General features: G+C 67.6%; 13 protein-coding genes. 10 read left to right on the forward strand and 3 right to left on the reverse strand.

Going from position 1 to position 13,863, the window contains the following annotated elements; genetic code table 11:
* Positions 1-35 precede the first annotated feature (35 nt).
* Positions 36-1,346, forward strand: coding sequence for an MFS transporter (locus LG391_RS11745; protein ID WP_225768195.1), 1,311 nt, complete (start codon positions 36-38; stop codon positions 1,344-1,346).
* On the opposite strand, the gene LG391_RS11750 is transcribed toward LG391_RS11745, so the two are convergent.
* A complete protein-coding gene (locus LG391_RS11750; RefSeq protein WP_225768196.1) occupies positions 1,343-1,636 on the reverse strand; it encodes a GYD domain-containing protein in 294 nt (97 codons plus the stop codon). The genes LG391_RS11745 and LG391_RS11750 overlap by 4 nt on opposite strands.
* Positions 1,637-1,827: 191 nt before the next feature.
* Here LG391_RS11750 and LG391_RS11755 point away from each other — a divergent pair, with 191 nt between their 5' ends.
* Positions 1,828-2,313, forward strand: a complete 486-nt coding sequence (locus LG391_RS11755) for a Pycsar system effector family protein (protein ID WP_225768197.1) — start codon at positions 1,828-1,830, stop codon at positions 2,311-2,313.
* Here the strand turns inward: LG391_RS11755 and LG391_RS11760 are convergent.
* Positions 2,310-2,549: a hypothetical protein gene (locus LG391_RS11760; RefSeq protein WP_225768198.1), complete on the reverse strand. Its 240-nt coding sequence runs from the start codon at positions 2,547-2,549 to the stop codon at positions 2,310-2,312. The genes LG391_RS11755 and LG391_RS11760 overlap by 4 nt on opposite strands.
* Before the next feature lie 232 nt (positions 2,550-2,781).
* Here LG391_RS11760 and LG391_RS11765 point away from each other — a divergent pair, with 232 nt between their 5' ends.
* The 8 genes from LG391_RS11765 (at position 2,782) to LG391_RS11800 (ending at position 12,139) form a co-directional block, all read left to right on the forward strand.
* On the forward strand, positions 2,782-3,954 hold the full coding sequence (locus LG391_RS11765) for a transporter substrate-binding domain-containing protein (RefSeq protein WP_225768199.1): 1,173 nt from the start codon (positions 2,782-2,784) through the stop codon (positions 3,952-3,954).
* 2 nt (positions 3,955-3,956) lie between these two features.
* Positions 3,957-4,556: an ANTAR domain-containing response regulator gene (locus LG391_RS11770; protein WP_225768200.1), complete on the forward strand. Its 600-nt coding sequence runs from the start codon at positions 3,957-3,959 to the stop codon at positions 4,554-4,556.
* A gap of 3 nt (positions 4,557-4,559) precedes the next feature.
* Positions 4,560-5,408: an ABC transporter permease gene (locus LG391_RS11775; protein WP_225768201.1), complete on the forward strand. Its 849-nt coding sequence runs from the start codon at positions 4,560-4,562 to the stop codon at positions 5,406-5,408.
* Positions 5,408-6,328, forward strand: a complete 921-nt coding sequence (locus LG391_RS11780; RefSeq protein WP_225768202.1) for an ABC transporter permease — start codon at positions 5,408-5,410, stop codon at positions 6,326-6,328. Before LG391_RS11775 ends, LG391_RS11780 begins: the two co-directional genes overlap by 1 nt.
* Before the next feature lie 35 nt (positions 6,329-6,363).
* On the forward strand, positions 6,364-7,986 hold the full coding sequence (locus LG391_RS11785; RefSeq protein ID WP_225768203.1) for an ABC transporter substrate-binding protein: 1,623 nt from the start codon (positions 6,364-6,366) through the stop codon (positions 7,984-7,986).
* Positions 7,976-8,929 carry an acetamidase/formamidase family protein gene (locus LG391_RS11790; RefSeq protein ID WP_225768204.1) on the forward strand — a complete coding sequence of 318 codons (954 nt, stop codon included), beginning with the start codon at positions 7,976-7,978 and terminating at the stop codon, positions 8,927-8,929. The genes LG391_RS11785 and LG391_RS11790 overlap by 11 nt, the downstream gene beginning before the upstream one ends.
* 190 nt (positions 8,930-9,119) lie before the next feature.
* Positions 9,120-10,901 (forward strand): ABC transporter ATP-binding protein, encoded by a 1,782-nt coding sequence (locus LG391_RS11795; protein WP_225768205.1) that lies wholly within the window; start codon positions 9,120-9,122, stop codon positions 10,899-10,901.
* 215 nt (positions 10,902-11,116) lie between these two features.
* Complete coding sequence (locus LG391_RS11800; protein WP_225768206.1) at positions 11,117-12,139, forward strand: GIY-YIG nuclease family protein; 1,023 nt, start codon at positions 11,117-11,119, stop codon at positions 12,137-12,139.
* Positions 12,140-12,197: 58 nt separating this feature from the next.
* Here the strand turns inward: LG391_RS11800 and LG391_RS11805 are convergent, their stop codons facing one another.
* Positions 12,198-13,787: an ABC transporter substrate-binding protein gene (locus tag LG391_RS11805; RefSeq protein ID WP_225768207.1), complete on the reverse strand. Its 1,590-nt coding sequence runs from the start codon at positions 13,785-13,787 to the stop codon at positions 12,198-12,200.
* Between the last annotated feature and the right edge of the window lie 76 nt (positions 13,788-13,863).

Raw genomic sequence — 13,863 nt, forward strand, 5'->3', positions numbered from 1 at the left:
TTGCCGCCGAGTCACGGGCAGAGGGGGGGATCGACGTGCCGGGCACCGATCGCGAGGCGCTGTACCGCAAGGTGAGCCTGCGCCTGATCCCCTTCATGATCATCCTCTACCTGGTCAGCTTCCTCGACCGGGTGAATGTCGGCTTCGCCGCCCTGACCATGAACGCCGATCTCGGCATCTCGCCCTACGTCTTCGGCTGGGGCGCCGGGGTCTTCTTCTTCGGCTACTTCCTGTTCGAGGTGCCGAGCAACGTGATCCTGGAGAAGGTCGGGGCGCGGCTGTGGATCTGCCGCATCATGGTGACCTGGGGGCTGATCTCGGCCGCCATGGCCTTCGTCGAGGGGATCTGGAGCTACACCATCCTGCGCTTCCTGCTCGGCGCCGCCGAGGCCGGCTTCCTGCCGGGCATGATCCTGTACCTGACCTACTGGTTCCCGGCGGCGCGGCGGGCCCGCTTCGTCGCCCTGTTCATGGCCGCGGTGCCGCTGGCCAGCGCCGTCGGCGCGCCGATCTCCGGCCTGATCCTCGACGCCACCCATCTCTGGTTCGGCCTCAGGGGCTGGCAGTGGCTGTTCATCATCGAAGGGCTGCCGGCCTGCCTGCTGGGCCTCCTGGTCCTGGCGTGGCTGCCGGACGGGCCGGCGAAGGCGCCCTGGCTCGACGACTCCGAGCGCGCCGCCATCGCCGCCGACCTGGCGCGCGACCGCGCCGCCGCGCAGCATCCGCCGCTGCACGAGCTGTGGCCGGCCCTGGCCGACCCGCGGGTGATCCTGCTGGGCCTGGTCTATTTCGGCATCGTCATCGGGCTCTACGGCATCGGCCTGTGGCTGCCGCAGATCGTCAAGGGCATGGGCTTCTCCACCGTGCAGACCGGCTGGATCATCGCCCTGCCCTATCTGGTTAGCGCCGGCGCGATGCTGCTCTGGGGCCGGCACAGCGACCGCACCGGCGAGCGCGTGCTGCATGTCGCCCTGCCGGCCCTGGTCAGCGCCATCGGCTTCGCCGGCAGCATCGCCTCGTCCTCGGCCGTGCTGTCGCTGGTCTTCCTCGGCGTCGCCGCGATCGGCATCTATGCCACGCTCGGGCCGTTCTGGACCATGCCGCCGGTGTTCCTCGGCGGCACCGCCGCGGCCGGCGGCATCGCCCTGATCAACTCGATCGGCAATCTCGGCGGCTTCGTCGGTCCTTATGCCGTCGGCTGGATCAGGGACTCGACCGGCAGCTTCACCGCCGGCCTGGCCCTGCTGGCCGCGAGCCTCGCCGTCGCCGCGGCGATCGCGCTGCTGATGGCGCGGCACCTCCGCGCTGCGCCCCCGACATCCGCCCGCGAGCGCTCGGCCGGCTAGCCGACCGAGTGGATGATCTCGCGATAGGCCGCCTCCGGGAACGCCTTCAGCGTCCTGGTCCGGACGAAGCCCTGCCGGCCCGTCATCAAGGTGAAGCGGGCCGCGACCGCATCGTCGGGCGCATCGTAGGCGAGCACGAAGTCGTGCTCGCCCATGGTCATGTAGAAGGCCTTGAACTGGCCGCCCATCTCCTGGAGCAGAGACTTGGCCGTGTCGAGCCGCTTGGGCGAGTCGGCGACGGCACGGATCCCGTGTTCGGTCCAGTTGCCGAGCAAGATGTAGGTTGCCATGGTTGCACTCCCTGTCCGGCACCGGGAGGCGCTTGACCTGGAGCCCGGGCCCCGCGGGCCGGCACGGAATATTAGCACCGCCGGCGCAGCGGCGCGTACAGGACTATAGGGCGCCGGCGGCTTGCCAATTCCAGGCCCAGCCTTTATTCCCAGCCACCGTATTTCCATCAGTCATTGGTTCCGGGCCGACGATGAACACCGCCGATCACATCGATTACCTGAAGACGATCAACCAGACCTTCCACGAGCAGATCAAGATCGCCGACCAGAAGGCGGCCTATATCTTCACCTTCCTGATCGCGCTGGTGGCGTGGTCGCCGGAGATGCGGTCGGTCTTCACCTGGACCCGGACGGTCCCCTTCCCCTCGGCGAGATGGGGCCTGTGCCTGGTGCTGGTGGCGGCCCTGGCCGCCGGGCTGGTCTGCGTGGCGCTGGTGCTGCTGCCGCGCAAGCGCAACGGCGGCGCCTGCCTGTACTGGGCGGCCTGGCCCCAGGCCGGGGAGCGGCTGGAGCACGCCGCCCGCCGCACGGAGCCCGGCTTCATCGCCGCGGAATACACCGCCAACGCCCGCAACCTGGCCGCGATCTGTCAGGCCAAGTACCGCTACGTCGCCTGGGCGTTCCGGTGCCTGGCCATGGTCATCCTCTGCTACGTGCTGCTGATGGCGGCCGGCTAGAGATATCTCCCCTCCATGATCGCCAGCGTGTAGTCGCGATAGCTGATCCCGAGCTCCTCGGCCCGGGCCAGGCGGCGCAGCGTCACCTCGCGCGGCGGCGTCTTCCAGGCCGCGGCATGCGCCTTCTTCCAGCAGAAGTGCCGCCAGGACGCCGCGGAATCCGGATGCTCCTCCTCCAGCGGCGGTCCGCCGTTGTGGCCGAGTCCGGCGAGGAGCTGCGATGGCGAATCTCTCATATTCGGGATCATATCTCGATACAGAGAAGAAGCCAGACCCAATCCACCATCACCCTCCACGGCCATCGGACGCAATGTTGCATCGCAATTGACAGAAACCGGCCGGGCCTTATCCTGGGCCCAACAACACGACATTCTTCTTGCCCGACGGGCAGGAGCGGCAATGAAGCCCCATCCGCAGGCCGGCGACGGCAAGCGATGGGGCTTTCTGCGTTCAGGGGACAGGCGGCACGTGCGAGCGAGCTACGCGATCGGTCTTCTCTATTCGACCACCGGGCCGTATGGCGCGATCGGGCGCGAGGCGCTGGACGGTGCCGTGATGGCGCTGGAAGAGGTCAATGCCGACGACGCCTTCGGCTTCACCCTCAGCCCCGTCGCCGCCAATCCCGAGGGCGTGATCGACCGCTACCACACGCTGTGCGAGGCGGCGATCCGCGAGGGCGGCTGCCGCCAGATCGTCGGCACCATCACCTCGTTGTCGCGCAAGGAGGTGCTGCCGACCATCGAGAAGCACGACGCGCTGCTCTGGTACATCTGCCCCTATGAGGGCTTCGAGAGCAGCGAGGCCGTGATCTACACCGGCGCCGCCCCGAACCAGCACATCGTGCCGCTGTTCCAGCATGTGCTGCCGCGCTGGGGCGCCCGCGCCGCCCTGCTGGGCTCGAACTACATCTGGGGCTGGGAGGTCAACCGCGTCGCGCGGGAGCTGATCGGCGCCTGCGGCGGCGAGGTGTTGGCCGAGCGCTACCTGCCGATCGGCAGCGAGGATGTCGGCCGGCTGGTGCAGGAGGTGCGGGAGAAGCGGCCTGACTTCATCCTGAACAACCTGATCGGCCCGTCCAGCTACGCCTTCTTCCAGGCCTATCAGGCACTGGCGGAGAGCGAACCCGCCTTCGGGCCCGACCGCTGTCCGATCGTCAGCTGCAACCTGACCGAATGCGAGCTGGCTCTGGTGGGTCCGGCCGGCCTCGGCCATCTCAGCAGCGCGATCTACTTCGACAGCGTCGACACGCCGGAGAACCGCGCCTTCCGCGACCGGGTGCAGGCGCGCTTCGGCGCCGGCCGGCGCAGCTCCGCCTTCCTGGCCGGCGGCTATGCTGCGGTCCGGATGCTGGCCGAGGCGATCCGCGAGGCCGGCACCGACGCGCCGGAGGCGCTGCGGCCGGTGCTGCACGCCCGCCGCTTCGCCACGCCGCTGGGGCCGCTCGGCATCGACCCGCGCACCAACCACGCGGCGCTGACGCCCTGTTTGGGCCGGATCGGGGCCGATGGCGGCTTCGAGATCCTCCACCGCGCCGAGGCGCCGGTCGCGCCCGACCCCTATCTGGTCGAGTTCGACGCCGCGGCCCTGGCCCGGCGGGTGCTCGGGCCCGGCGCCGCCCCGCGGCTGAAGCGGGTGAAGTGAGCATGCGCCGCGTCCCCACCCCGAATTTCCGCGGCCGCAGCGCCGTGGTGCTGCACCGGCCGCACGCCGCCGCCGACGCCGTCCTGCGCCAGCTCGAACGGCTGGGCATCGCCGCGCGGCCGGCCTGGCCGGTGCTGGCCGAGGCCGACCTGGCCGCCGACTTCGTGCTGTTCGACGCCGACACCGCCCATGACGGCCAGTTCCCCTGGCCGGCCAGTTCGCCGCCGATGCCGCTGGTCGCCCTGATCGGGTCGGAGGCGCCGGGCCGGCTGGACTGGGTGCTGGCCCAGGGCGCCACCGCCCATCTGCTGAAGCCGGTCGCCTCGGGGGGCGTGTTCAGCGCGCTGGTCATCGCCGAGCACGGCTTCGCCGAGCGCCGCGACCGCGAGGCCCGGATCGCCGATCTGGAGACGAGGCTGCGCCTCCGGCCCGTGGTGGTGCGCGCCATCCTGATGCTGATGGCGCAGCGGGGCCTGAGCGAGGCGGACGCCTTTCGCGAGATCCGCAGTGCAGCGATGCAGCGCCGGCGCAGCATCGAGGAGCATTGCCTCGACCTCGCCGCCGGCGTCCCGGACCCGGCCGCCGGCCGGCGTGGAGGCTGAGCCGTGGCGATCCTGAGCCAGCTGCTGCGCCGCAAGCTCGCCCTGTTCGGGCTGCTCGTCATCCTGGTGGTGGTGGCCGCCGCCCTCCTCGCGCCCTGGATCGTGCCCTTCCCGCCCGACGAGCAGCTGTTCGACGGGCTGACGCTGGAAGGCGCTCCCCTGCCGCCGGACGGCCGCTTCTGGCTGGGCACCGACCTGCTGGGCCGGGACATGTTCTCGCGCCTGGTCTACGGCGCCCAGACCTCGCTGATCATCGGCGTGGTCGCCAACGGCGCCGCGGTGCTGATCGGCACCTTCTTCGGCGTCGTCGCCGGCTTCGTCGGGGGCTGGCTGGGCGCCGCGATGATGCGCTTCACCGACCTGATGATGGCCTTCCCGGCCCTGTTGCTGGCGATCGTGCTGGCCGCGATCTTCCGGCCGTCGCTGTGGATCGTGGCGCTGGTGATCGCCATGGTGAACTGGGTGCAGATCGCCCGGATCATCTACACCGAGACCCGGTCGATCGCGGAGCGCGACTTCATCGAGGCGGAATGGGCCCTCGGCGCCTCCCGCGCCCGCATCCTGCTGCGCCACATCCTGCCGCACCTGCTGTCCACCACCATCGTCTGGGGCACGCTCGGCATCGCCACCACTGTGCTGCTGGAGGCGACCCTGTCCTTCCTCGGCATCGGGGTGCAGCCGCCGACGCCGAGCTGGGGCAACATCATCTTCGAGAACCAGACCTATTTCTCGACCGCGCCCTGGCTGGTGTTCATCCCAGGCGCCGCGATCATCCTCCTGGCCCTGGCCTTCAACCTGGTCGGCGACGCGCTGCGCGACATCCTGGACCCGACGCAGAAGGGCCGGCACTGATGACGTCCTATCTGCTCCGCCGCCTGGCCCAGGCCGTGCTGATCCTGCTCGGGGTCAGCCTGGTCACCTTCGTGCTCTTGTACCTGCTGCCGGCCGACCCGGCGCGGCAGATCGCCGGCCGCAGCGCGACGCCGGAGGTGGTGGCCAGCATCCGCGCCCAGCTCGGCCTCGACCGGCCGTTCCACGAGCAGTATCTGCGCTATCTCGGCGCCCTGCTGCGGGGCGATCTCGGCCGCTCCTACCTGCAGCGGACCGAGGTGGCGACGCTGATCATGAGCCGCCTGCCGGCCAGCCTGCTGCTGATGGTCGGTGCCATCCTGTGCGAGCTGGCGCTGGGCCTGACCATGGGCGTGGCCGCGGCGCTGCGGCGGAACACCGGCACCGACCACGCGCTGATGCTGACCTCCTTCATCGGCGTCTCGGCGCCGCAATTCGTGGTCGGCATGCTGCTGCTCTACGTCTTCGCCTGGCAGCTGGCCTGGTTCCCGCTCGGCGGCTACGGCAGCTTCTCGCATCTTGTGCTGCCCTCGCTCACGCTCGGGCTGCTGGGCGCCGGGTGGTACTCGCGGATGATGCGGTCGGCGATGCTGGACGTGCTGCGCCAGGACTACATGCGCACCGCCCGGGCCAAGGGCTTAAGTGCATGGCGCGTGGTGCTGGCGCATGCCCTGCCCAATGCGCTGCTGCCGATCATCGCCATGATCGGCATCGACATCGGCTTGTTCATGAGCGGCATCGTCGTCGTCGAATCCGTGTTCGGCTGGCCCGGCATCGGCCAGCTGACCTGGCAGGCGATCCAGCGCGTCGACATCCCGATCATCATGGGCGTCACGCTGGTCTCCGCCGTCGCCATCGTGCTCGGCAACCTGCTGGCCGACCTGATCGCCCCCTTCATCGACCCGAGGATCAAGCTGCGGTGACCCACAGCCGCCCCGAACCAAAGACAGGAGGTTTCATGCTGAAGTCGTTGCTGCTCGCCGGCGCCGCTGCGCTCACCCTGGCCCTCGCCTCGCCCGCGATGGCCCAGGACATCAAGCAGGGCGGCACCATGACGGTCACCTACAAGGACGACGTCACCACCCTGGACCCCGCCATCGGCTACGACTGGCAGAACTGGTCGATGATCAAGAGCCTGTTCGACGGGCTGATGGACTGCAAGCCCGGCACCACCGAGCTGGCGCCGGACCTGGCCGAGAGCTTCGAGGTCTCGGCCGACGGCCTGACCTACACCTTCAAGCTGCGGCACGGGGTCAAGTTCCACAACGGCCGCGAGCTGAAGGCCGCCGACGTCAAGTATTCGCTCGACCGCGTGGTGCAGCCGGAGACGCAGAGCCCCGGCGCCGGTTTCTTCGATTCGATCCAGGGCTTCGAGGACGTCTCCGGTGGCAAGGCCAAGGAGCTGAGCGGCATCACCACGCCGGACGACTACACCGTCGTCTTCCGCCTGACCAAGCCGGACGCGCCCTTCCTGCACAAGATGGCGCTGAACTTCTCGCATGTTGTTCCGAAGGAGGAGGTCGAGAAATACGGCGCCGATTTCGGCAAGCACCCGGTCGGCACCGGCGCTTTCAAGATGACCGAATGGACGCTGGGCCAGCGCATCGTGTTCGAGCGCAACCCGGACTATTTCCAGAAGGGGCTGCCGCATCTCGACAAGATCGTGTTCGAGGTCGGGCAGGAGCCGGTGGTGGCGCTGCTGCGGCTGCAGCGCGGCGAGGTCGACATCGCCGGCGACGGCATCCCGCCGGCCAAGTTCCTCGAGGTGACCCAGGACCCGGCCTATAAGGACCTGATCATCCAGGGCAACCAGTTGCACACCGGCTACATCACCATGAACGTCAAGGCGAAGCCCTTCGACGATGTGCGGGTGCGCCAGGCCGTCAACATGGCGATCAACAAGGACCGCATCATCCGCATCATCAACGGCCGTGCAAAGCCGGCGAACCAGCCGCTGCCGCCGTCGATGCCGGGCTACGCCGCCGACTACAAGGGCTATGCCTATGACGTCGCCGGCGCCAAGAAGCTCATGGCCGATGCCGGGCTGGCGGACGGCTTCACCACCGACCTTTACGTCGCCAACACCGACCCGCAGCCGCGCATCGCCCAGGCGATCCAGCAGGACCTGGCCCAGATCGGCATCAAGGCCGAGATCAAGGCCCTGGCCCAGGCCAACGTCATCGCTGCCGGCGGCGACGAGAAGCAGTCGACCATGATCTGGTCGGGCGGCATGGCCTGGATCGCCGACTTCCCGGATCCCTCCAACTTCTACGGCCCGATCCTGGGCTGCGGCGGCGCCGTGCCCGGCGGCTGGAACTGGTCCTGGTACTGCAACGAGGACCTCGACAAGCGCGCGGCCGAGGCGGATTCGATCGCCGACCCGGCCAAGGCGGCGGAGCGCGAGGCCAAGTGGCGCGGCATCTTCCTCGACGTCATGAAGGACGCGCCCTGGGCGCCGGTGTTCAACGAGCAGCGCTACACCATCCGGTCCGAGCGGATGGGCGGCGACGACGCCCTGTTCGTCGACCCGGTCCACATCCCGGTCAACTACGACAACGTGTACGCCAAAGATGCCCAGTAATCCCCACCATTACCACCACACCATCCACGGCGCGCACCACCATTTCGGCTGGAACCGTGACTTCCCGCCGGTGGCCACGGTGGCGCCAGGGACGACGCTGGAGTTCGACTGCCTGGACAGCTCGGCCGGGCAGCTGACGCCGTCCAGCACGGTCGCGGATGTGGCGACGCTCGACTTCGGCAAGGTCAACCCGGTCACCGGGCCGATCCTGGTCGACGGGGCCGAGCCGGGCGACGCGCTGAAGATCACGCTGGACCAGTACGCGCCCTCGGGCTTCGGCTGGACTGCCAACATCCCCGGCTTCGGCCTGCTGGCGGACCAGTTCAAGGACCCGGCGCTGCATGTCTGGCGCTACGAGGCCGACACGCTGGCCCCGGCCCTGTTCTCGACTCTGGCGAAGGTGCCGCTGAAGCCCTTCGCCGGGACCATCGGGGTGGCGCCGGCCGAGCCCGGGCTGCATTCGGTGGTGCCGCCCCGGCGGGTCGGCGGCAATCTCGACATCCGCGACCTGGCGGCCGGGGCGACGCTGTACCTTCCGGTCGAGGTGGCGGGGGCGCTGTTCTCGATCGGCGACACTCATGCCGCCCAAGGCGACGGCGAGGTCTGCGGCACCGCCATCGAGAGCCCGATGAAGGTGACGCTGACGCTGGACCTGGTGAAGGGCGCCAACCTCCGGATGCCGCGCTTCACCACGCCTGGCCCGGTGACGCGGCATCTCGACGGCAAAGGCTACGAGGTGACGACCGGGGTCGGCCCCGACCTGATGGAGGGGGCCCGCATCGCCGTCGCCGAGATGGTAGAGTTGCTGTGCCGCACCCGCGGCATGGCCGCGGTCGACGCCTATATGCTGTGCTCGGTCTGCGGCGACCTCAGGATCAGCGAGATCGTCGACCAGCCGAACTGGGTGGTGTCGTTCTATTTCCCGCGCATCGTCTTCGAATGAGGCCAGGACTGGTACGAGATGCAGCGCAGTTGTCGTGCCTCTCCCGCTTGCGGGAGAGGTCGGAGCCGCGCCAGCGGCTCCGGGTGAGGGCGTTTGTCGAGGCCTGGGCCAGCCCTCACCCGGTCGTCCTGCGGACGCCCGACCTCTCCCGCCAGGCGGGAGAGGCAACGCAGCAAACCGGCAAGCCATCGTGACTGCGGGAAACACCCCCCTCCTCCAGGTCCGCAACCTCAGCACCCAGGTGGCGACGCCGGCGGGGCCGAAGCTGGTGGTCGAGGATCTGAGCTTCGACCTGAACCCCGGCGAGACGCTGTGCATCGCCGGGGAATCGGGCAGCGGCAAGTCGATGACCTCGCTGTCGATCATGGGGCTGCTGCCGCAGCCCATGGCCCGGGTCGCCGGCGGCCAGGTGCTGCTGGAGGGGCGCGACCTGCTGGCGCTGCCCGAGCGGCAGATGCGGCGGGTGCGCGGCGGCGAGATCGCGATGATCTTCCAGGAGCCGATGACCAGCCTGAACCCGGTGATGTCGGTCGGCCGGCAGATCGCCGAGGCGGTCCGCGCACACCGAAAGGTCGATGCCGGTGAGGCCCGGCGGGCGGCGCTGGAGGCGCTGGAGGCCGTGCGCATCTCCGAGCCCGAGCGGCGGCTACGCCAGTATCCGCACGAGCTGTCGGGCGGCATGCGGCAGCGGGTGATGATCGCCATGGCGCTGGCCTGCCAGCCTAAGCTGCTGATCGCGGACGAGCCGACCACGGCGCTGGACGTCACCATCCAGGCCCAGATCCTGGAGCTGATGCGCGACCTGCGGCGCCGGTTCGGCACCGCCCTGATCCTGATCACCCACGACATGGGCGTGGTGGCCGAGATGGCCGACCGGGTGGTGGTGATGAGCCAGGGCCGGGTGGTGGAGAGCGGCCCGGTGGTGCCGCTGTTCGAGGCGCCGCGCCAGGACTATACGCGGCAGCTGCTGGCGGCCGTGCCGAAGCTGGGCCAGATGGCCGGCCGCGACGCGCCGCTGCGCGCCGAAGCCCCTGCCCTGCCCCCTGGCGCGAACGAGCCGGTCGTGGCGGTGAAGAACCTCACCGTCCGCTTCGACATCGCCGGCGGGCTGCTGCAACGCACGATCAAGCGCGTCCACGCGGGCGAGCATCTTTCCTTCGCGCTGAAACCGGGCGAGACGCTGGCCCTGGTCGGCGAGAGCGGCTGCGGCAAGTCGACCACCGGCAAGGCGCTGATGGGGCTGGTGCCCTGGCGCGGCTCGATCCGCATCGCCGGGGTCGAGGCCGCGGGGCTGGGGCCGACCGCGCTGAAGCCGTTGCGCCGGAACATCCAGATGGTGTTCCAGGATCCCTACGCCTCGCTCGACTCGCGCATGACCGTGGGCGAGCTGGTGGCCGAACCGCTGGTGATCCACGGCCTGGCCAGGGGCGGCGAGCTGGCCGACCGGGTCGAATGGCTGTTCCGCCGCGTCGGGCTGGCGCCGGAGCTGCGCCACCGCCACCCGCACGAATTCTCCGGCGGGCAGCGCCAGCGCATCTGCATCGCCCGGGCGCTGAGCCTGTCGCCCAAGGCGATCATCGCCGACGAATCCGTCTCCGCCCTCGACGTCTCGGTCCAGGCCCGCGTGCTGGACCTGCTGCACGAGCTGCAGGCCGATCTCGGCCTCGCCTATCTGTTCATCTCGCACGACATGGCGGTGGTGGAGCAGATCAGCCACCGGGTGGCGGTGATGTATCTCGGCCAGATCGTCGAGACCGGCACCCGCCGCCAGATCTTCGAGGACCCGCGCCACCCCTATACGAAGACGCTCATGCAGGCGGTGCCGATCGCCGATCCGCGCCGCCGCCGCGACCATTTCCAGCGCCTGTCCGGCGAGGTGCCGAGCCCGGTGCGATCGGTCGACTACTGCCCGGTGCTGGTCGACCTGGCCGATGTCGGCGACGGGCACCTGGTGGCGCGGGAGGCGGCGTAGCGGCCGCCTTCGAGCGGAGGGCTCGTACGCCCTCTCATCCTGTCATGCCCGGGCTTGACCCGGGCATCCAGAAGATGTCGATGTTGTCTGGATTGCCGGGTCAAGCCCGGCAATGACAGAATTAGAGAGAAGGTGTATTGTCGACGCACCGTCTATCGGCAATTAAAATATCGCTCCACCATTTCCTTTCCCACGACACAGCATAAGGCTGATTTATGATTCTCGACGATCACATAGGTGATTTAAATTTTACACCTCCCCACGATGTTTTGAATCGCCCTTCAATCGCCGATCTGTTTAGAAAGAGCAGAAGATGCGGAATCTATATCATCGAATTCCAAAATGACGAATTGTATGTTGGGAAGACCTCGGATGTCGCTCGAAGATACGGGCAGCACCGAAAAATTCATCAGGACATCAGGGCGATCAGATTTCAGAAGCTCAAGAAATCCGAGCTCGATCAAAGCGAACGTTCACTGATTTATCGACTTGAGCGAGCCGGCTTCGGCCTGAGAAACGTCACTTTCACGAGCATTCCACAGCCTGGGTCGGACTTTGAGGGGATCATGCCGATAGACCAGCAAACCCTCTGGCTGGACAAGATGCTCAAGGAAGATAGAAGGGTTGATCGCGCTCAAGATTCAACAATCGACGCCCGGTCTCTACGATCGTTCGATAGGCTTCAGAAGGCATGCACGATCGATCCGCATCTATCATTCCTGAGATACTACATAGATAACCTCATCCCGTCCCCAAGGAGTTCGGAAATCTCCTTCTGGTCACTCACCGCTCTTGGAGGAGGCACAAAGGAATGGCCGGGGGTCCTCTACCGCCTCAACATGTTTTGGCAAGAGGTAATGTCGGTCTCTGGTGATGGCGAGGATGCGGAAATATGGATCAGATGCGCAAGATCGCCCCTGGAGGCGGCCCCCGGCGGCCTCTCGCAAGTTGCCCGCCGCATAGATGCAGAGCCTTATGATTTTCATTACGAGCCAGGCGGATCTGATCAGATCTCACTGCATGCATTTTGGAACGATGATCCGCTGCGCATTCTCCGAGACGAGGATGTCGCCAGAAGCATCCGCCTGTTTAATCTTCGGCTGATGAACAAGGGACCGACCAACTTCAGCCGATCGCATTGTTACGCCCTCGTCACCGCCGCCTACGAAGCACCGGATCCCGAGACCCGGGAAGCTCTGTTCTGGAGCCGCTTCCGGAAGCCGCGCGACAGGCGTTGATCGGCCATATCGCAGGTCGCACAGGGGTGGATCCGCCGAAGCGAACCCACCCTGAGACCTACTCCTTCTTCCCCTGCCAGAAGAAGTCGTTCTCCGTCCCCGGGCCCCAGACCAGGCCCTGGACATTCTTCCGCGCGGCGACTGCCTCCACCTGCTGGAACATGAACGCATAGGGACCGGTGTCGCGGATCTGGCGCTGCAGGTCCGCGTACATCGCCTGGCGCCTGGCCGTGTCGGTCTCCAGCACCGCGGCCTCGGTCTGCTTGGTCAGCTCCGGGATGTCCCAGGCCGTGCGCCAGGCGGTGGTCTTCATCGGCGGGTTCTCGCCATTGTCGAGATTCATGCCGAAGTTCTGGGCGTTGGTGTGCGGGTCCTGATAGTCCGGGCCCCAGCGGCCGATCGCGGTCTGGTACTTGCGGCTGCGGACCTTGCTGGTCTGCTGCTTGTCGTCCGAGGCGATGATCTGCAGCTCCACCCCCGCCTTGGCGAAGGTCGCCTGCATCGACTGCGCCATCTCCAGATAGGGCGACCCGTTCGGCACGTCGATGCTGACCTTGAAACCGTTGGGATAGCCGCCCTGGGCCAGCAGTTGCCTGGCCTTGTCGACGTCGAGCTTGAACGGCATGTCGTCGAGGGCGCCGAGAAAGCCCTTGGGCAGGAAGTTCTCATGCGGGACCGCGAGGCCTTTCATGAAGCTGTCCGCCATGCCCTGGTAGTCGATCAGGTTCTTCAGCGCCTGCCGCACCTCGACCTTCTTCAGCGGCTCGGTCTGGGTGTTCATCGACAGGTACCAGAGGGTGCCGCGCGGCACTTCCTGCACCGTCACATCCGGGTTCGACTTCAGCGATTCGAGCTGCTCGCCCGTCAGTCCACGGGCGATGTCGACATCGCCTTTCTGCAGCAGCAGCAGCTGGGAGGTCGGGTCCAGCACATGGCGGAAGAAGATCCGCTTGAAGCCCGGCTTGCCCCGCCAGTAGTCGTCGAACCGGTTCATCACCAGGCTCTCATTCGGCTTCCAGCCGCCGAGCTCATAGGGGCCGGACCCGGCGGAATGGGTGTTCAGCCACGCATGGCCGAAATCGCCGTCCTTGGCGTTCGCCTCCACCACCTTGCTGTCGACCACCGAGGAGACGGTGGCGCTCAGGCAGTTGAGCACGAAGCTGGGCGCGTAGGCCTTGTCGGTCTTGAACACCAGCGTCCGCGCGTCCGGCGCCGTGACCATCGCGTCGACATTCTCCGCGGTCAGGCCGAACTGGCCGACGATGAAGGCCGGCGACAGGTTCAGCTTGATGGCGCGGCGCAGCGAATAGGCTGCGTCCTCCGCCGTCAGCGGGTTGCCGGAGTGGAACCTGACCCCGTCGCGGATCTTGAAGGTGTAGCTCTTGCCGTCATCGGCGACGGTCCAGCTCTCGGCGATCCCCGGCAGGAAGTTCGCCGGGTCCTGGGCGTTGTAGTAGATCAGCCGGTCATAGACCTGGTTGATGTACTCGGTCGTCGAGAACTCGAACACCTCGGCGGGGTCGAGCGTGATGATGTCGTCGATCCGGTAGGCCTGGACCAGCGTGTCCTTCGGCATCTCGGCGCGGGCCGGCAGCGCGGCGCAGCCGAGCAGGATCGCGGCGATGGCGCTGCGCAGGATTGTTCTCATTGGATGCACCCCCTGTTTGACGTGCGGAGGCGATCGTAGGCCCGCCCCGCGGCGCCGACTAGGCGGATTCGCTCAG

Source organism: Inquilinus sp. Marseille-Q2685, assembly GCF_916619195.1.
In the GTDB taxonomy this organism is placed as follows: domain Bacteria; phylum Pseudomonadota; class Alphaproteobacteria; order DSM-16000; family Inquilinaceae; genus Inquilinus.